The following is a 19,172-nucleotide window of genomic DNA, read 5'->3' on the forward strand; positions in this document are numbered from 1 at the left end:
GAGGTAAGTTACATTTCAAAATTTGACTATTCATACTTAATCCCTGGCTTTATTTGATTTATTATGCATTAAATATGATTTAATATGTGTTTTACCGACTTATAGTTTTCCTGTCAATAGTAGAAGTGAAGATATTATGCAATTACCGAGTTTCCTTGAGGTCTATAAAGGCCTAATTTCCACCGACTCTATTAGCTCTACTGATCCAAGCTGGGATCATGGCAACGAGAAAGTGATCGAAAAAATGGTTCAATGGTTTAAAGACCTGGGCTTTAGCGTAGAAGTCGTGGAAGTTGAGCCAGGCAAGCATAATATGATCGCAAAAATGGGCTCGGGTGAAGGCGGCTTATTATTTGCTGGACACAGCGATACCGTTCCATTTGATGAAGGGCGTTGGAATTTCGACCCTCACGCACTGACAGAACACAACAATCGCTTCTACGGGTTGGGCACTGCCGATATGAAAGGCTTTTTCGCCTTTATCTATGAAGCTGTAAGAAAGATGGATTGGAGCAAACAGACCAAGCCACTTTATGTATTGGCAACCTGTGATGAAGAGACCACCATGCTAGGTGCGCGTCACTTCACTGAAAATGCACCGTTTAAACCGGATTACTGCATCATTGGTGAGCCAACTAGCCTAGTGCCGATTCGTGGGCACAAAGGTCACGTGGCGAATGCCGTGCGCGTAACCGGTAAATCAGGTCACTCTTCAGATCCAGCATTAGGCGTTAATGCCATCGAGATCATGCATGAAGTCTTGTTTGCTTTAATGCAGTTGCGCGACAAATTAATTAAAGAGTACCACCATCCAGGGTTCGCCATTCCAAGCCCAACACTAAACCTAGGCCATATTCATGGTGGTGACAGCGCTAACCGTATCTGTGGCTGCTGTGAGCTGCACTACGACGTACGTCCTCTGCCAGGTATCAGCTTAGACGGTTTAGATAACATGCTGCGCAGCGCGCTGAAAGAAGTAGAAGCAAAATGGCCGGGCAGAATTGAAATTACACCACTGCATGAGCCAATCCCAGGTTATGAGTGCCAACACGACCATCCGTTTATCGGCGGCATGGAGTCAGTATGTGAAGTTGAATCGCAAACCGTCAACTACTGTACTGAAGCGCCTTTCCTACAAGAGCTATGTCCAACCTTGGTATTGGGTCCGGGTTCGATTGACCAAGCCCACCAGCCGGATGAATTCTTAAGCTTCGATTTCATTGACCCAACGATTGATATTTTAGGTAAATCAATCCGTAAATATTGTTTCTAGTTATTGCTACCTATACGATACTTTTTTATAAAAGCTGCCCCAAAAGGTGGCTTTTATTCTGTTATCCCCGCTATAAGCTGATCTTGTAATTAAATTTCACTTTATTCCGAAGTATTGAAAAATTTACTTCTCCCGCATTTCGAAAACTAATAATTACAAACTTAGAATGCTTTATTTGACTAGATACAGCAGTTTTCGCTAGATTGTGTACTTAACAAGGAACAATGGATGTAACTTTTTTACGAGGCAGGATGACAATGAACGAGAAATACGCCGCTCTCAAGAGTAACGTAAGCATGCTGGGACGCTTGCTAGGTAACACAATCCAAAATGCACACGGTGACGTTATCTTAGAGAAAGTGGAAACTATCCGTAAACTTTCCAAATCCGCCCGCGCAGGGAACCAGGCTGATCGTGACAGCTTAGTTGAAGAAATCAAAAACCTGCCAAACGAACAACTGACCCCTGTTGCTCGTGCATTTAACCAATTTCTCAACCTCACTAACATGGCAGAGCAATACCACACTATCTCTCGCCACTGTGAAGAGCATGTTTGTGAACCAGACGTGCTGCAATCTCTATTTTCCAAATTAAGCCAGAACGACATCAGTAAGCTAGATGCAGCTCAAGCCGTTCGCGACCTGAACATTGAACTCGTTCTAACGGCGCACCCAACAGAAATCACTCGTCGCACCATGATCAACAAGTTGGTAAAAATCAACGAGTGTCTGTCTAAATTAGAGTTAAGCGACCTATCACAAAAAGAGCGCGCGAAGACCGAACGTCGCCTAGAGCAGTTGATCGCTCAAGGTTGGCACTCAGATGTGATTCGTCAGCAACGCCCTACGCCACTTGATGAAGCGAAATGGGGCTTTGCAGTAGTAGAAAACTCACTATGGGAAGCCGTTCCTGACTTCCTACGCGAAATGGATGGTCGACTAAAAGGCTACCTTGGCGAAGGCCTGCCAATTGATGCTCGCCCTGTACACTTCTCATCTTGGATGGGCGGTGACCGCGATGGTAACCCATTCGTAACGCACACCATCACCAAAGAAGTACTGCGCCTATCTCTCTGGAAAGCTGCAGACCTTTACTTGGGTGACATTAACGAGCTGATTACCGAACTATCGATGACTAAGTGCAATGATACCGTTCGTGAACTAGCTGGTGATGAGCACGAAGCGTACCGTGCCATTCTGAAGAACCTAAGTACTCTGCTGAACAACACACTAGAAGTACTAGATGCAAAACTGCATAACACTGAAGTTCCGAAGAAAGAAATACTACAGAACATCGACCAACTTTGGACTCCGCTTTACGCGTGTTACCAATCGCTGCATGAGTGTGGCATGGGCGTAATCGCAGACGGTTCCCTGCTTGATACCTTGCGCCGCCTAAAAGCGTTCGGTGTCCACCTAGTTCGTCTCGATGTTCGTCAAGAAAGTACCCGTCACTCAGATGTACTGTCTGAACTGACTCGCTACCTAGGCATTGGCGATTACGACCAATGGAGCGAGCAAGACAAGATTGCTTTCTTAACCAATGAATTAAGCTCTAAGCGCCCGCTACTTCCTCGCGATTGGGAACCATCTGAGCAGGTTAAAGAGGTTTTAGACACCTGTAAGGTCATTGCTGCTCAACCTCGTGAAGCCTTCGGTGCTTACGTAATTTCTATGGCTCGTACTGCATCAGACGTGCTGGCTGTTCACTTGCTACTGCAAGAATGTGGCTGTCCGTACCGAATGGACGTATGTCCACTGTTCGAAACGCTAGACGACTTGAACAATTCAGAAGCAGTAATGAAACAGCTAATGAGCATCGACTTGTACCGTGGCTTCATCCAAAACCACCAAATGGTGATGATCGGCTACTCAGACTCAGCAAAAGATGCTGGCGTAATGTCTGCCGGTTGGGCGCAGTATGATGCGATGGACAAGCTAGTTAAGGTTTGTGAAGAAGAAGGCATTGAGCTGACACTCTTCCACGGTCGTGGCGGTACGGTTGGTCGTGGTGGTGCGCCAGCACACGCTGCACTGCTTTCTCAGCCACCTAAGAGCTTAAAAGGCGGCCTGCGTGTAACTGAGCAAGGTGAAATGATCCGCTTTAAGCTTGGCTTGCCAGATGTTGCTGTAAACAGCTTCAACCTGTACGCAAGTGCGATTCTAGAAGCGAACCTTCTGCCGCCACCAGAGCCAAAACAAGATTGGCGCGACCTAATGGAAGTACTATCTCAAGTCTCTTGTGAAGCTTATCGTAACGTGGTTCGTGGTGAAGAGAAATTTGTTCCTTACTTCCGTCAAGCAACACCAGAGTTAGAGCTAGGTAAACTGCCTCTAGGTTCTCGCCCTGCTAAACGTAACCCGAACGGCGGCGTAGAAAGCCTACGTGCAATCCCATGGATCTTCTCTTGGAGCCAAAACCGCTTGGTACTTCCTGCATGGTTAGGCGCTGGTGAAGCGATTCAATACTCAGTAGACCAAGGTCACCAAGCCCTACTTGAAGAAATGTGTCGCGAATGGCCATTCTTCTCTACTCGCCTGGGTATGTTGGAAATGGTGTACTCGAAGTGCAACATGGAGATCGCTAAGTACTACGACCAACGTCTTGTTGACGAAGAGCTATTACCTCTGGGTGAATTACTGCGCGAACAGCTGAAAAAAGACATCAAGACCGTGCTAAATGTAGAGAACAACGAAAACCTGATGCAGAGCGACCCTTGGGGGCTTGAGTCAATTCGCCTACGTAACATCTACGTAGAGCCATTGAACATGCTTCAAGCTGAGCTGCTGTACCGTACTCGTAAGAGCGAAACACCACCAGCAGAGTTAGAAGAAGCGCTAATGGTGACCATTGCAGGCATTGCTGCAGGCATGCGAAACACCGGTTAATTAGTGATTCACACTACAAAACAGACAAAAGGTCGCCCAGTGCGACCTTTTATTTCAAAAAAACAACCATAATGAGTTTTTTGTCAGTTTTTTGGATTATTTTATCCATGTATTCTACTTTATGCTTATTATTTAGATATACTACAGCTCTACTGTGGAAACACTCAATAATCATAATCTGCAGTACTTTGACCAATAAACTGGTCGACCTAGGTGATAAACGGCTTTGTAAGGTGACATAACCAACCCATGAGTTGGTACAACTTAAACATAACCAATATAACGTGCCACTAGAAGCACACTTGATGTTTAAGTATTTGTTTACTGTTTACCATTTGGATTTCAGACATGTCATTACCACACGTAATTTTAACCGTTCTAAGTACACGCGACGCTACTGGTTACGATATCACAAAAGAATTCTCTGCAAGCATAGGTTACTTCTGGAAAGCTAGCCATCAACAAGTTTACCGCGAGCTAAATAAAATGGCTCAGAACGAACAGGTGACTTGCGTGCTTGAACCTCAAGAAGGCAAACCTGATCGTAAAGTTTACTCTATCACCGATGCTGGCCGTAGTGCTCTGGGTGAATGGTTTGAACAGCCGACTGCACACCCAACTGTTCGTGATGAGTTCTCAGCTAAGCTAATGGCTTGTGCTGTACAACCTTCTGACGCGTACCGTGTACAACTTTCTGAGCTTGTAGAAGAGTCTCGCAAACTGGTTTCTCACTACAAAGAAATCGAAGCGGCTTACTACGCAACGCCATCAACTCTAGACAAGCAAGCTCGCCTTGAGCGCCTAACACTTCGTCGTAACCTACTTATCCGTGAAGCATGGATTTTATGGGCAGAAGAAGTACTGCTTGAACTTGGTGCTATCGCTTAAGCAGAAGCTAGAAGCTAGAAGCTAGAAGCTAGAAGCTAGAAGCTAGAAAAGTAAAAGGCTTGAACTCTTAGAGTCCAAGCCTTTTTTGTATCTGTAGGGTTTGAATTTTACAGCGATGCTTTTATGAGAGTTTGGGCTCTACTTCTTAGGTCTTGCTTAAAGCGCAGCAACCTGTGGGCGTACACCTAACGTATGGCAAAGTGCATAAGTCATTTCTGCACGGTTTAGCGTGTAGAAGTGGAAGTCTTTTACCCCTTCACGGCTCAGCGTACGAACCATATCGATCGCTTGGCTGGCACCGACTAATTGGCGAGTCGTTGGGTCATCCTCCAAACCTTCAAATTGCTTCGCCATCCAACCCGGTACTTTTACGTTGTTCATAGCTGCAAAGCGAGATGCTTGCTTAAAGTTAGAAACCGGTAAGATGCCCGGTACAATCTCAACATCAACGCCAGCCGCTACACAACGGTCACGGAAACGTAGGTAACTTTCCACATCAAAGAAAAACTGGGTAATAGCTCGGTTAGCACCGGCATCTACTTTACGTTTTAGGTTGATAAGATCAGACTGAGCGCTTTTTGCTTCAGGGTGAACTTCAGGGAATGCCGCGACTGAGATATCAAAGTCATGGCGAGATTTCAGTAGCTCAACTAAGTCAGATGCGTACATTTCTGGTGCACCACCGCCAGGTGGAATATCACCACGCAACGCAACGATGCTCTCAATACCATTTGCCCAGTAGTCGTCAGCAATTTGGATTAGCTCTTCACGGCTCGCATCAATACACGTTAGGTGTGGAGCAGCAACAAGACCGGTTTGGTTTTTAATCTCTTTAATGATTGAGTGGGTGCGGTCACGCTCGCCCGAGTTTGCACCGTAAGTTACTGATACAAATTTTGGTTGCAGCGTTTTAAGACGGTGAACAGAATTCCACAGGGTCTCTTCCATCTTTTCACTGCTTGGTGGAAAAAACTCAAATGACACATTGATGTTGTCAGAAAGCTCAGCGATATTCTGATTTAAAGCGTCGATATGACTAGCGTGTGTGTATCCCATCTTACTCTCCCTGTGGCAAAAGCAACCACTAAAATCTCAAATCCCCAAACGACGTTTAGACGTCTATATGTCCACAGAATGTATTGAATACGATTTAAAGTCAACAGATCCATTATGAATTTTTCTCAAGTAGATCGTGAGTAAAACTCAAGTCGTTAGATGTGTCGCAAAGCAGCAATAAGGATGAAAAAAGGCTGAGAAACACATCGTGCTTTCAGCCTTATTTATCTTAGTGAATAGTATGCTATTTACGTTTCATAGCAAATGATCTGAGTATTAGAACAGGCTCGACATTCGGTTCAAATCAGACTGAATTGCGCCAGCCGTTACTTCACGTCCAGCGCCTGGGCCACGAATAACCAATGGGTTATCTTTGTACCATTTACTCTCAATCGCAAAGATGTTGTCGCAAGGCAGCAAGTTCGCCAGAGCGTGCTCTTTCGATAACGCCTCAACACCTACCGTTGCTTTACCGTTCTTCTCTAAACGTGCGACGTAACGTAGCACCTTTTGTTGAGAATGTGCTTTCTCTAAACGCTCAGCCAGCTCTTCACTCAAAACAGAGGCTTTATCAAAGAAGTCATCCACCGATAGGTCTTGCAACTCTTCAGGGACTAGTGATTCTACTTTTACGTTTTCAGGTTCAATATCTAAACCCGACTCACGAGCCAGAATCACTAATTTACGCATCACGTCGGAGCCGTCGAGGTCAGCACGAGGATCTGGTTCTGTCAGACCTTGTTGCCATGCTAAATCCACCAGCTCGCTGAACGGCACCGTGCCATCAAACTGCTGGAACAACCAAGACAAAGTGCCTGAGAAGATACCCGACAGCGCAATAATATCGTCGCCACTTTCACGTAAGTCACGTACAGTGTGGTTAATAGGTAAGCCCGCACCAACAGTCGCGTTGTACAGCCAATGGCGGCTGATCTTAGCGAATACATCTTGTACCTGATGGTAGTACTCACTTGATGCTGAGCCAGCGACCTTGTTCGCCGAGATGAGATGAATACCTTGCTGAGCTATCTGCAGATACTTTTCTGCAAGAGCTTGGCTGGCAGTCACATCGAGTACAACGGCTTCGTCGTATCCCTGAATAGATCCCAAACGCTCTAGCCAGTCGTTACCATTGTTAGCAATCGCTTCATCATCAAAGCGCTCACCGACAGAGGTTGCATCAATGCCTTGGTCGTCGAACCAATAGGTTTGGCTATCCACCACAGCAACCAATTCAAAGTTCATCCCACGGCGCTTTTCAAGCTCAGCCTTTTGCTCTACAAATAGACTCAGCCAACTTGAACCAATGTTACCCTTACCACACAAGGCAATCGCAACACGCTTCTGCGCTTGGAATAGTTGAGAGTGAATGCCCTTCACTAGGCTTGATGTTTCACTCTTACGAATTACCGCCACTAAGCTTAGGCCAGAGTTCGCTTCTGAGATAAACTCAACCGATGAACTCTTTAATTGCTGGTAAAAACCGTAACAATGGTTCGGGTTCTTCGTCACACCTGCACCAACGGCAGCAATCAGAGAGAAGCCCTCTTTCAGCTTAATCTCAGCGTCAATTGCATGATCTTGCAAATATTCCAGAGCACCACCCGCAATCTCTTCTGTGTAAGCGAGACGCAAACAGTGTTGATCCGGTTCTAGTTCGTAAGCCAACGGCTCTAGTTGAGCACGCTTAAGCCCTTCAAGCACTTCACTTTCTAGACGGTCAAAATCATGTCCATGTCCAAAGGTCAGCTGCACGATAAGCACTTCATCCAGAGAAGTAATGATTTTTGCACCGCGACCCGATGCCAGAACTCGCTCAATCTGAGTTGAACCTGACTCTGGCTGGTAGCTACAACGTAAACTAAGGTCCATTGCACTTTGCGCGACAGGCTGTAGCGTACGACTATGAAGTACAGGTGCGGCTAGACGAGCGAGTTCACTTGCTTCATCAAGGCGAAGCAGAGGCAGTAAGCACGCATCCGACACCAAGCGAGGGTCAGCGCTGTATACACCAGCTACATCACTCCAAATCGTTACGCGATCCACCTCAGCTAAAGCGCCAATCACAGTCGCTGAATAGTCTGAACCGTTGCGACCAAGCAATACCGTTTCACCATCACTGTTTTGCGCCATAAAGCCAGTAATCACCACACGACAATGAGCATGCTGCGCTAACGCTTCTTTAATAAGAGGGTAAGAACGTGCACGATCCACCTCTGGTTGTGCACCCACTTCAGCACGCAAGAAAGCACGAGCATCTTGCGCGACGGCTTGTAAATCATATTGGCACAACAAAGCAGCTAACAGACGTGAAGACCATACTTCACCGTGACCTAATACTTGTGTTTTTTGTGCTTCGCTTAGAGGGGTTGTTAGCTCACCCAAAGCGGTAAATTCTTGTTGGATAGTCGCCGTAAGTTGCTCTGCAGGTTCACCTTCAAGCAGTGCTTCAATCAGTTCAAGTTGGAACTGACGAAGGGTTTGCAGGCACTCATGAGCAATACGCCCATCTTTATCAAGCGCTTCTACAAATTCAATCAAACGGTTAGTGGTTTTGCCTGCTGCCGACACAACCACTAAGTCTGTTGCTGATGAATACTCTCTGAGAATGTTCACCACACGTAGGTAACACTCAGGGTCAGCTAAACTGCTACCACCAAATTTATGTAGTTGGCGAAAGGTTGCCATTATTAACCCTCCCCTTCAGCGATAAAGCGTTGTGTTTTTTCAAACGCCTGTTTAAGGTCATCAATCAGGTCTTCTGCATCTTCAAGGCCAACAGAAAGACGCAGCAACTGTTGAGAAACGCCCGCTTCTGCCAGTGCTTCTTCACCCATCGCACGGTGAGTCATCGACGCAGGGTGACAAATCAGGCTCTCTACACCACCAAGTGATTCCGCTAAAGAGAACAGCTCTAACTCGCCAACAAAGTATTTGAGCGCCTCGAATGAACCTGCAAACTCAAAGCTCAACATTGAGCCAAAGCCTGACTGTTGCTTCTTGGCGATCTCGTGACCTGGATGCTCAGGAAGACTTGGGTGATAAATCGCACCGACAAGATCTTGCTGTTGCAAGGCAGTCAGAATTTCACGTGAACTCTCTTCGTGAACACGCATACGCGCACCTAGCGTACGAATGCCACGTAGCGTCATGTAACTATCAAATGGAGTTCCGGTTGCACCAATACAGTTGCCCCACCATGCTAGCTCTTCAGCGTGCTCTTCTGTCTTAGTGATCACCACACCACCTATCACATCTGAGTGACCGTTGATGTATTTGGTCGTTGAGTGAATAACAAAGTCAGCACCCAGCTCTAAAGGCTTTTGGAACACTGGAGTCAAAAACGTGTTGTCGACAGCAACCAGCGCACCTACCTCTTTAGCTTTACGGCAGGTTGCTGCAATATCGACTACGCGAACCAATGGGTTTGATGGTGTTTCCAATAAGATCAACTTTGGCTTGAGTGCGAGCGCCGCATCTAATGCCTTTTGATCCAATTGATCAACAAACAAGACTTTGAAGTCACCTTTAAGAGAGCGAGTGTTAAACAGGCGGTAAGTACCACCGTAGCAGTCGTGTGGTGCAACGATCAGGTCATCGCTACCTAAGAAAGCCGAAACCCATAAGTTCAGTGCCGAAGTACCGCAGTTAGTAACCACTGCACCTTTGCCTGATTCAAGCTCAAACAGTGCCGTCTCTAATAAACCGCGGTTTGGGTTACCAGAACGGGTGTAATCGTACTTTGGGACTTCACCAAAAGCGGGAAACCCATAGTTAGTCGAAAGATAAATAGGTGGGACAACGGCATGATGTTGCGTGTCTGATTCGATACCAGTACGTACTGCGATTGTTGCTGGCTTCCGGCTGCTCATAGGTGCTTCCTTACAAGTTTTGCGTCTGAGAGTCACAGCTGCTTGTCGGCATTTTGCGGCTGTGTTAGATATATGTTACTCACTTTACTTTCACAAACGTTAGACGTCAACACTTCTAGACGTCTATATATCTTTGCTTATGGCGGTAAATCTCGCTAAAATCACCACTATTAATTTAATCTAACAACTAAAGTGATGAAGGTACGCAATGGCCGACTGGAATGGTGAATACATAAGCCCATATGCTGAGCATGGAAAGAAAAGCGAACAAGTAAAGAAGATTACAGTTTCTATCCCTTTAAAAGTGCTAAAGGTGCTTACTGACGAGCGTACTCGCCGCCAGATCAACAACCTGCGCCATGCAACAAACAGTGAGCTACTGTGTGAAGCTTTTCTACATGCGTACACAGGCCAACCACTGCCAACGGATGAAGACCTTCGTAAAGACCGCCCAGATGATATTCCTGCAGAAGTGAAAAAGCTGATGACAGAGATGGGTATCGAGTTCGAAGCGTTTGACGAAGAATAACAATAACTCAGTCACTGCCTTCAATATTGATTCGCTTTAACTGAATGTTCACATTACTGATTCGTCTTTTCAGTGTTTTGTGAATAAGAAACATAAAAAAACCGACTCCAGCTGAGTCGGTTTTTTATTATTTGTGCTCTATGGAGCAACCGTTATAACAAGCGACTATGCCATGTAGTTAGCAGGCATCTCGATACGTGCAACGCCAGATTCAACGGCCGCTTCAGCTACTGCTTTTGCTACGCGAGGAAGTAGACGTGGGTCCATTGGCTTAGGAATGATGTAACCCTTACCGAATTCAAGTGACGTCTCACCCGCTGCTTTTAGTACTTCAGCCGGCACCTCTTCTTTCGCTAGGTCACGAATCGCTTTTACAGCCGCTAGCTTCATTTCGTCATTGATTTCGCTTGCACGTACATCAAGTGCACCACGGAAAATGAATGGGAAACAAAGTACGTTGTTTACTTGGTTAGGGTAATCACTGCGGCCCGTACCCATAATAAGGTCAGAACGAACTTCGTGAGCAAGCTCTGGCTTGATCTCTGGATCTGGGTTTGAACATGCAAACACAACAGGCTTATCAGCCATCAGCGTTAATGCTTCTGCTGGAAGCAGGTTAGGACCTGATACGCCCAAGAATAGGTCAGCACCTTCGATAACATCTTCAAGCGTGCGCTTATCTGTGTTGTTTGCGAACAGCTCTTTGTATTCGTTCAAATCATCACGACGAGTGTGAATCACACCTTTACGGTCTAGCATGTAGATCTTCTCACGCTGAGCGCCACACTTAATTAGTAGTTCCATACAAGCAACCGCTGCTGCGCCAGCACCTAGACAAACGATCTTACACTCTTCTAGCTTCTTACCTTGAAGCTCAATCGCATTCAGCATACCTGCTGCTGTTACGATCGCAGTACCGTGTTGGTCATCGTGGAATACAGGTACATCACAGCGCTCAATCAGACGACGTTCAATCTCAAAACAGTCAGGTGCTTTGATGTCTTCTAGGTTGATACCGCCGAATGTATCTGCGATGTTCGCAACCGTATCGACAAACTCATCGATTGTGCGGTGTTTTACTTCAATATCGATAGAATCTAAACCAGCGAAACGCTTAAACAGTAGCGCTTTACCTTCCATAACTGGTTTAGAAGCAATTGGACCAAGGTTACCTAGGCCAAGAATCGCGGTACCGTTAGAGATAACTGCAACCATGTTGCCTTTACCTGTGTACTTGTAAACGTTATCTACGTTCTGTGCGATCTCACGAACTGGCTCAGCCACGCCTGGGCTATAAGCAAGTGCTAGGTCTTCTGCAGAGTTTGCAGGCTTCGTCAGCTCAATGGCAATTTTGCCTGGAATTGGGAACTCATGATAATCAAGAGCTTGCTGACGGAATTGTTCTTGAGGTGATAATTCTTGAGAGGATAGGTCTTGGCGGCTGTCTTCAGACATAGGTGTACGTTCCTAGGATATTATTATTAGGGGATCTTGTTCATGTTAATGGATGTACTTCAAAGTTCCTAGGTGGTAAATGCCTCTGTCTCATTAAAAAACGAGATTTCACTACTAATAAGACCAGTGAGCAGTTGAAATTACTATCGCTTGTTGAACTTTCGAGCGGATTTGCAGTGATGAATAATAAGCGAAGAATTACCCTTCAATATAGAGGCAAGCCGCTTAGTGTAGGAGATAATGAAGCTTGAGGTGAAAGTCTGTATTTTCTCAAATTTCAGGCAACAAAAAAGGACACCGAAGTGTCCTTTTTATGTCTAAATAGCGAGAATTACTTCTTGCTAGAAAGAGCACCGAAACGCTTGTTGAAGCGATCAACACGGCCGCCTGTATCTACGATACGTTGCTTACCAGTGTAGAACGGGTGACATTTGTCACATACGTCTAGGTGGATTGATTCTTTTGCTAGCGTTGAGTTGAACTCAAAAGTGTTGCCGCAAGAACAAGTAGCAGTAACTGCTTTGTATTCTGGGTGGATTCCAACTTTCATGGGATAACCTCAAGTAGGCCGTGTCGCTATACGATTCTAAGCCGCACACCACACGTAGTTTAAAAGAAATAAAGACACCGCTTATCACTAAAACGCGATGAAGCCATACCTTTAAGGCGCAGTATAGTAATGAATCTGTGAGGTAGGATCAACTGATTTGATACATTTTTCGCCAATATTGATATTATTTTCTTCATCCGTTGAAATTCTTTGGTAGCAGCGACTTTCAAGTCCTCACTTCCCCTTGTCAGCTAAACTGTTTCTCGAATTTAAACGCCTTATCCTTTAGACTGTTCGCTCTCGTCAATTCAGATAAAGTCGTCCCTTTATGCGTCCAATGATTGCCCGTGTGGCGCTGCCTGTTCCACTCGACAAGCAGTTTGATTACAAGATTCCAAGCCACCTATTTCCGATTATTGGTGGTCGAGTCTCTGTGCCTTTTGGACGACAAACCTTAACAGGGATTGTCACGGCTCTGGTTAACGAATCAGAATTCGAGCTAGATAAGCTCAAGCCCATTAAAGCGCTACTGGATAACCAACCTGTTTGGCCTGAATCTGTCTATTCACTGTTAACTTGGTGCAGTCAGTTTTACCAGTACCCACTTGGCGAAACCTTTGCCAATGCCCTACCCAGCGCTTTACGCAAAGGCAAAGCTGCAGACTTCGCAACTTTGGTCGAATGGCAGTTAACGCCATCAGGCCGCGTCCAACTGATGCAAGGCTTTGGTCGCGCAGTCAAGCAAGCCAAAGTCATGCACATGCTCGAGCACGGCGCCGTTCCTCATCAAGAGTTCATCGACCAAGAGGTAGGCAGCGCTGTTCTCAAAACACTGGAGGAGAAAGGTTGGATTGAATCGGTTAAGAAAAAACCAAAACGCAAACCGTGGCCAGCCGACCTCGAAAACGTCCAAGACAAACCTAAGCTCAACGAAGAGCAAGCCATCGCAATTGCAACGGTAAATAGTCAAAACAGCTTTGGTTGCTTCCTTTTAGAAGGTGTCACGGGGTCAGGCAAGACGGAAGTCTACCTGAATATGATTAAGCCGATTCTCGACCAAGGTAAACAAGCTTTAGTGCTAGTGCCAGAGATTGGCCTAACACCACAAACCATTAACCGCTTTAAGCGACGCTTCAATGTGCCTGTTGAGGTTATCCACTCAGGTCTAAACGATTCAGAACGCCTAAATGCGTGGTTATCGGCTCGTGATAAGATCGCCGGCATTGTGATTGGTACCCGTTCGGCTCTATTCACACCGTTTGCGGATCTGGGCATTATTATTGTTGATGAAGAGCACGACGCTTCTTATAAACAGCAAGATAGCCTGCGCTACCACGCTCGAGATGTGGCGATCATGCGTGCGCACAAAGCGCAGATTCCAGTGGTATTGGGCTCAGCAACCCCAGCTTTCGAAACGCTGCATAACGCACAAATAGGTAAATACAGCCACCTGACTCTGACTTCACGTGCAGGTGTCGCGCTACCCACCACCAATAAAGTGTTGGACGTAAAAGGTGAATATCTAGAAAGTGGCTTGTCTGCGTCACTCATTGCCGAGATGCAACGACACTTAAAATCAGGTAACCAGGTAATGCTGTTCCTCAATCGCCGAGGATTTTCTCCGGCATTGATGTGTCACGATTGTGGTTGGACAGCAGAGTGTAAGCGCTGCGATGCCTACTACACCTATCACCAATACAGCAACGAGATGCGCTGCCACCATTGTGGCTCACAACAGCATATTGTGCATAACTGCCAAGGCTGTGGTTCAGCAAACTTGGTAACGGTCGGTGTGGGTACCGAACAGTTGGAAGCGCAACTTGGGCAGCTATTCCCCGAATACCAAACCATTCGTATTGACCGCGACAGCACTCGCCGTAAAGGCAGCCTAGAGAGCGCACTCGAATCGATTCGCAAAGGTGAATACCAGATTCTTATCGGCACCCAGATGTTGGCCAAAGGCCACCACTTCCCTGACGTGACACTCGTGGCGTTATTGGATGTCGATGGATCTTTATACAGCAGTGACTTCCGAGCCTCAGAACGTCTTGCTCAGCTGTTTATTCAAGTGGCAGGCCGCGCAGGCCGTGCGAGTAAGCCTGGTGAAGTGATCTTACAAACGCATCACCCAGAGCACGGATTACTGCAAGCCCTGCTGCACAAAGATTATAACCACTTTGCTCAAACGGCATTAGCAGAGCGTAAACAGGCGATGCTGCCGCCTTACACCTTTATGACGCTATTTAGAGCAGAAGCGAACGACACACGCCTAGTGGAAGAGTTCTTACGTCAGGTTCGTCATACACTGGAATCACACCCACTGTTTGACCGATATTGCATGGTGTTGGGGCCAACCCCTGCGCCACTGGCGAAGCGAGCGGGTAAATCGCGCTGGCAATTGATTTTGCAAACCCAAACTCGCTCACTTATGCAGAAGCTATTAATGAGTGCAAAGCCGGCAATTAATATGTTACCCGCCGCAAAAAAAGTTCGTTGGTCACTCGATATAGAGCCACAAGATTTGAGCTAAACCCCTTCGGGTTAAAACTAATGATAAGTTTGTTCACAAATATTTCATATTTCTCGTGAGCAAGTTCACACGAGTCATGTGATTTTTGTTAATCTAGCCGTAACTTTACGCAGATGAAACGAATAAAATATTGCAATAAAAAAAGTGTTAGCAACACTTTCATAATATCTATTCGATTACATTTATTATTCACGCCTTAGATACTTAGGCAACAAAGGAACTTAAAAGAGGGTTTAATTTATGGCGACAATGAAGGATGTTGCCCAGCTAGCAGGCGTCTCAACGGCTACCGTATCACGAGCTTTGATGAACCCTGAGAAAGTCTCAATTTCGACTCGAAAACGAGTTGAAACAGCCGTACTTGAAGCTGGATACTCACCCAATACATTAGCTAGAAATTTACGTCGCAACGAATCAAAAACCATCATTACTATCGTTCCTGATATCTGTGACCCGTATTTTGCAGAAATCATTCGTGGCATCGAAGATGCTGCTGTCGAAAATGATTACCTCGTCCTACTGGGTGACAGCGGTCAACAGAAAAAACGCGAATCTTCGTTTGTTAATCTCGTCTTCACCAAGCAAGCGGATGGCATGCTACTACTAGGCACCGACCACCCGTTCGATGTCAGCAAGTCTGAACAAAAGAACCTACCTCCTATGGTAATGGCCTGTGAGTTCGCACCAGAGCTTGAGCTGCCTACGGTACACATCGATAACCTGACTTCTGCATTCGAAGCCGTAAACTACCTTGCTCAATTGGGTCATAAGCGTATCGCTCAAATCTCTGGCCCAATGTCAGCAACCCTATGTAAGTTCCGTCAGCAAGGCTACCAACAAGCGCTGCGTCGTGCTGGCGTCTCAATGAACCCAGCCTATAGCACCATCGGTGATTTTACCTTCGAAGCGGGTGCTCAAGCGGTTCGTCAACTGTTAGCGCTACCAGAGCAGCCAACCGCTATTTTCTGTCACAACGATACGATGGCAATTGGTGCGATTCAAGAAGCGAAGAGACTCGGTTTACGAGTGCCTCAAGATTTATCTGTTGTTGGCTTTGATGATATTCAATTCGCTCAGTACTGCGATCCACCGCTAACCACCATTTCTCAACCTCGTTATGAGATTGGACGCCAGGCGATGTTGATGATGCTAGACCTACTAAAAGGCAACGATGTGCAAGCAGGTTCGCGTCTGCTAGAAGCCAGCCTAGTGGTTCGAGGCAGTACCGCACCACCTCGAAGGTAAGTCTTCGAAATACCCATATAAATCTACGGCACATTTTGATGTGCCGCTTCCATTTCAACACTATTATCCTCGCGCAATCTGGATTACCATGAGAGCAGAATTACCAACTACTGAATTGTCTTGTGGCTAATAGAGATTATGTGAAGCGTGGTCGTGGCACGAAAAAACCGACCAAAAAACAAGCCCCTCGCCGTAAACCATGGCGTAGTGGTCTTTTGGCGATCCTCCTTGTTGGCGGGTTTGGTTACGGACTTTACCTATTGAGTAATGACCCAGAGCCACCAGCACCGGCTCCAGCAGTGAGCAAACCAAAGCCTAAGCCAAAACCAGCTAAAGTAATTCCGCCGCCTCCAGAAGAGAAGTGGGACTACGTTGAAACGCTGCCAAGTCGCGAAATTGAAGTGAAAGCCAAAGAGCAAGAGGTCTCTAAGATCCCTTACATCATGCAATGTGGCGCTTACAAAACTTCAGCTCAGGCAGAAGCACGTAAGTTGGATATCGCCTTCCAAGGTATCTCGAGTGAAATCCGTAAGAAAGATGGCAGCAGCTGGTACCGCGTTGTACTTGGACCATACAAACTTAAGCGTGATGCAGAGCGAGACCGCCACAAGCTACAGCGTGCTAAAATCGAGCCTTGCGCTATCTGGAAAGATACCGAGTAATTCCAGCAAAGCAGTCGTAAACAAAGACAACTTAAAAGAGCCTCCCATTGTGGAGGCTTTCTTTTATTGATCGCTTTTTCTATCTTCTCTTAAAGTTACACCGATAAGTTGCGCGACATCACTTGTGATTCCTTGAATTATCCGAGCACCATCCTCATATACTTTTTATACTCCAAGATAAGAACATTAAGAGGCCCTACTCGTGACTACCATTGTATCTGTACGTCGTAATAATAAAGTCGTCATCGCGGGTGATGGACAAGTATCTCTAGGCAACACTGTAATGAAGGGCAATGCCCGTAAAGTACGTCGCCTATACAATGACAAAGTACTGGCTGGTTTTGCTGGCGGTACCGCTGATGCTTTCACGCTATTCGAAAAATTTGAAAGCAAGCTGCAAATGCACCAAGGCCACCTAACCAAAGCTGCCGTAGAGCTAGCGAAGGATTGGCGTAGTGACCGTGCTCTACGTAAATTAGAAGCACTACTAGCAGTAGCTGACGAAACCGCTTCACTGATCATCACAGGTAACGGTGATGTTGTTCAACCAGAGAACGACTTAATCGCTATCGGTTCAGGCGGTAACTTCGCTCAAGCAGCGGCTACGGCACTATTAGAAAATACTGATTTAGATGCACGTGAAATCGCAGAAAAGTCGCTGAATATTGCTGGCGATATCTGTGTGTTCACCAACCATCACCACACTGTTGAAGAGCTAGAAAGCACTGTTGAGCTGCCAAAGCCAGAATAACAAACGCTTCTACCCAAAACTTGTATCAATAGTGATTAAAGAATTAAGGAAAAACCATGTCTGAGATGACTCCTCGCGAAATTGTTCACGAACTCAATCGCCACATTATCGGCCAAGACAATGCTAAGCGTTCAGTAGCTATCGCACTGCGTAACCGCTGGCGTCGTATGCAGCTTGAAGAGAGCTTGCGTGTTGAAGTATCACCGAAGAACATCCTGATGATCGGCCCAACTGGTGTTGGTAAAACAGAGATTGCTCGCCGCCTAGCGAAGCTAGCAAACGCACCGTTCATCAAAGTAGAAGCAACTAAGTTCACCGAAGTTGGCTACGTTGGTAAAGAAGTTGAGACCATCATCCGCGACCTAACGGATGTTTCGATCAAGATGACGCACCAACAAGCGATGGAAAAAGTAAAATACCGCGCTGAAGAACAAGCTGAAGAGCGCATCCTTGATGCCCTACTACCACCTGCACGCGATGCTTGGGGCCAGAACGAGCAATCAAGCGAAGATTCGACTTCTTCAAACACTCGCCAAATTTTCCGCAAAAAACTGCGTGAAGGTAAGCTAGACGACAAAGAAATCGAAGTCGATGTAGCAGCACCACAAATGGGCGTTGAAATCATGTCACCTCCCGGTATGGAAGAGATGACGAACCAGCTACAAGGCATGTTCCAAAACCTAGCTGGCGACACCAAGAAAAAGCGTAAGATGAAAATCAAAGACGCATTCAAAGCCCTAACGGAAGAAGAAGCCGCTAAGCTTGTGAACCAGGAAGAGCTGAAAGAGAACGCGATCTTCAACGCTGAGAACAACGGTATCGTATTCATTGATGAGATCGACAAAATCTGTAAGCGTGGCGACAGCTCAGGCCCAGACGTATCTCGTGAAGGTGTTCAACGTGACCTACTGCCTCTTATCGAGGGCAGCACAGTATCAACTAAGCACGGCATGGTGAAAACGGACCACATCCTATTCATCACATCAGGTGCATTCCAAGTGGCTAAGCCATCAGACCTAATTCCTGAACTGCAAGGTCGTCTACCTATTCGTGTTGAACTTGAAGCGCTTTCAGCGAATGACTTCAAACGTATTCTAACTGAACCAAAAGCATCTCTGACAGAGCAATACATTGCCCTAATGAAGACAGAAGATGTGGACATTGAGTTTACTGAAGACGGCATCAACCAGATCGCTGATGCAGCATGGCGCGTAAACGAAACCACCGAGAACATCGGCGCACGTCGTCTACACACTGTGATGGAGCGTTTGATGGATGAGATTTCATTCGATGCAACAGACAAAGCTGGTAGCACGCTAGTAATCGATGAGGCTTACGTAAACTCGAAGCTTGGTGAATTCGTTGAAGACGAAGACCTAAGCCGCTTCATCCTGTAGCACACGAAACTCTAACTTATTGCTCTATCTCAAAGAAATAGCAGCTAATAAGTGAATTCAAGGCCCACTTTCGAGT

14 protein-coding genes are annotated in these 19,172 nt (G+C 46.2%); 9 read left to right on the plus strand and 5 right to left on the minus strand.

The window, feature by feature from the left end:
- Window positions 1-136: 136 nt before the first annotated feature.
- The 3 genes from argE (at window position 137) to ACTRWI_RS07095 (ending at window position 5,049) form a co-directional block, all read left to right on the plus strand.
- Window positions 137-1,273: an acetylornithine deacetylase gene (argE, locus tag ACTRWI_RS07085; RefSeq protein ID WP_499130099.1), complete on the plus strand. Its 1,137-nt coding sequence runs from the start codon at window positions 137-139 to the stop codon at window positions 1,271-1,273.
- Window positions 1,274-1,530: 257 nt separating this feature from the next.
- The gene (gene ppc / locus ACTRWI_RS07090) at window positions 1,531-4,161 is read left to right on the plus strand and encodes a phosphoenolpyruvate carboxylase (protein ID WP_499130101.1); all 2,631 of its coding nucleotides are present in this window, start codon (window positions 1,531-1,533) and stop codon (window positions 4,159-4,161) included.
- 348 nt (window positions 4,162-4,509) lie between these two features.
- The gene (locus ACTRWI_RS07095; protein ID WP_063525247.1) at window positions 4,510-5,049 is read left to right on the plus strand and encodes a PadR family transcriptional regulator; all 540 of its coding nucleotides are present in this window, start codon (window positions 4,510-4,512) and stop codon (window positions 5,047-5,049) included.
- A gap of 156 nt (window positions 5,050-5,205) precedes the next feature.
- Here ACTRWI_RS07095 and metF read toward each other — a convergent pair whose 3' ends face one another.
- The 3 genes from metF to ACTRWI_RS07110 all read right to left on the minus strand — a co-directional run bounded on the left by metF (window position 5,206) and on the right by ACTRWI_RS07110 (window position 9,977).
- Entirely contained in the window at window positions 5,206-6,105 is a 900-nt protein-coding gene (gene metF, locus ACTRWI_RS07100) for a methylenetetrahydrofolate reductase (RefSeq protein ID WP_499130103.1), read from the minus strand.
- A 276-nt stretch (window positions 6,106-6,381) separates the two neighbouring features.
- On the minus strand, window positions 6,382-8,793 hold the full coding sequence (locus ACTRWI_RS07105) for a bifunctional aspartate kinase/homoserine dehydrogenase II (RefSeq protein WP_499130104.1): 2,412 nt from the start codon (window positions 8,791-8,793) through the stop codon (window positions 6,382-6,384).
- A 2-nt stretch (window positions 8,794-8,795) separates the two neighbouring features.
- Window positions 8,796-9,977 (minus strand): O-succinylhomoserine (thiol)-lyase, encoded by a 1,182-nt coding sequence (locus tag ACTRWI_RS07110; protein WP_499130105.1) that lies wholly within the window; start codon window positions 9,975-9,977, stop codon window positions 8,796-8,798.
- Window positions 9,978-10,185: 208 nt separating this feature from the next.
- Here ACTRWI_RS07110 and metJ point away from each other — a divergent pair, with 208 nt between their 5' ends.
- Window positions 10,186-10,506 (plus strand): met regulon transcriptional regulator MetJ, encoded by a 321-nt coding sequence (gene metJ / locus ACTRWI_RS07115; RefSeq protein ID WP_004415993.1) that lies wholly within the window; start codon window positions 10,186-10,188, stop codon window positions 10,504-10,506.
- A gap of 165 nt (window positions 10,507-10,671) precedes the next feature.
- Here metJ and ACTRWI_RS07120 read toward each other — a convergent pair whose 3' ends face one another.
- Window positions 10,672-11,961 carry a malic enzyme-like NAD(P)-binding protein gene (locus ACTRWI_RS07120; RefSeq protein ID WP_499130106.1) on the minus strand — a complete coding sequence of 430 codons (1,290 nt, stop codon included), beginning with the start codon at window positions 11,959-11,961 and terminating at the stop codon, window positions 10,672-10,674.
- 331 nt (window positions 11,962-12,292) lie between these two features.
- Window positions 12,293-12,511 carry a 50S ribosomal protein L31 gene (gene rpmE / locus ACTRWI_RS07125; RefSeq protein ID WP_086715817.1) on the minus strand — a complete coding sequence of 73 codons (219 nt, stop codon included), beginning with the start codon at window positions 12,509-12,511 and terminating at the stop codon, window positions 12,293-12,295.
- A gap of 328 nt (window positions 12,512-12,839) precedes the next feature.
- On the opposite strand from rpmE, the gene priA reads away from it, so the two are divergent.
- The 5 genes from priA to hslU all read left to right on the plus strand — a co-directional run bounded on the left by priA (window position 12,840) and on the right by hslU (window position 19,096).
- A complete protein-coding gene (gene priA, locus ACTRWI_RS07130; protein WP_499130107.1) occupies window positions 12,840-15,041 on the plus strand; it encodes a primosomal protein N' in 2,202 nt (733 codons plus the stop codon).
- Window positions 15,042-15,281: 240 nt separating this feature from the next.
- The gene (gene cytR / locus ACTRWI_RS07135) at window positions 15,282-16,286 is read left to right on the plus strand and encodes a DNA-binding transcriptional regulator CytR (RefSeq protein WP_499130109.1); all 1,005 of its coding nucleotides are present in this window, start codon (window positions 15,282-15,284) and stop codon (window positions 16,284-16,286) included.
- A 140-nt stretch (window positions 16,287-16,426) separates the two neighbouring features.
- Window positions 16,427-16,948: a cell division protein FtsN gene (gene ftsN / locus ACTRWI_RS07140; protein WP_499130111.1), complete on the plus strand. Its 522-nt coding sequence runs from the start codon at window positions 16,427-16,429 to the stop codon at window positions 16,946-16,948.
- A 202-nt stretch (window positions 16,949-17,150) separates the two neighbouring features.
- Window positions 17,151-17,699, plus strand: a complete 549-nt coding sequence (gene hslV, locus ACTRWI_RS07145; RefSeq protein ID WP_004737138.1) for an ATP-dependent protease subunit HslV — start codon at window positions 17,151-17,153, stop codon at window positions 17,697-17,699.
- A 56-nt stretch (window positions 17,700-17,755) separates the two neighbouring features.
- Window positions 17,756-19,096 (plus strand): ATP-dependent protease ATPase subunit HslU, encoded by a 1,341-nt coding sequence (gene hslU, locus ACTRWI_RS07150; RefSeq protein ID WP_499130112.1) that lies wholly within the window; start codon window positions 17,756-17,758, stop codon window positions 19,094-19,096.
- The last annotated feature ends 76 nt before the right edge of the window (window positions 19,097-19,172 follow it).

This window comes from Pseudoalteromonas sp. G5_S1_14_S5, assembly GCF_054968605.1.

Bases quoted from the DNA above. Each gene is read 5' to 3' on its own strand.
- argE (WP_499130099.1), top strand. From the start codon at position 137: ATGCAATTACCGAGTTTCCTTGAGGTCTATAAAGGCCTAATTTCCACC.
- ppc (WP_499130101.1), top strand. From the start codon at position 1,531: ATGAACGAGAAATACGCCGCTCTCAAGAGTAACGTAAGCATGCTGGGA.
- ACTRWI_RS07095 (WP_063525247.1), top strand. From the start codon at position 4,510: ATGTCATTACCACACGTAATTTTAACCGTTCTAAGTACACGCGACGCT.
- metF (WP_499130103.1), bottom strand. From the start codon at position 6,105: ATGGGATACACACACGCTAGTCATATCGACGCTTTAAATCAGAATATC.
- ACTRWI_RS07105 (WP_499130104.1), bottom strand. From the start codon at position 8,793: ATGGCAACCTTTCGCCAACTACATAAATTTGGTGGTAGCAGTTTAGCT.
- ACTRWI_RS07110 (WP_499130105.1), bottom strand. From the start codon at position 9,977: ATGAGCAGCCGGAAGCCAGCAACAATCGCAGTACGTACTGGTATCGAA.
- metJ (WP_004415993.1), top strand. From the start codon at position 10,186: ATGGCCGACTGGAATGGTGAATACATAAGCCCATATGCTGAGCATGGA.
- ACTRWI_RS07120 (WP_499130106.1), bottom strand. From the start codon at position 11,961: ATGTCTGAAGACAGCCGCCAAGACCTATCCTCTCAAGAATTATCACCT.
- rpmE (WP_086715817.1), bottom strand. From the start codon at position 12,511: ATGAAAGTTGGAATCCACCCAGAATACAAAGCAGTTACTGCTACTTGT.
- priA (WP_499130107.1), top strand. From the start codon at position 12,840: ATGCGTCCAATGATTGCCCGTGTGGCGCTGCCTGTTCCACTCGACAAG.
- cytR (WP_499130109.1), top strand. From the start codon at position 15,282: ATGGCGACAATGAAGGATGTTGCCCAGCTAGCAGGCGTCTCAACGGCT.
- hslU (WP_499130112.1), top strand. From the start codon at position 17,756: ATGTCTGAGATGACTCCTCGCGAAATTGTTCACGAACTCAATCGCCAC.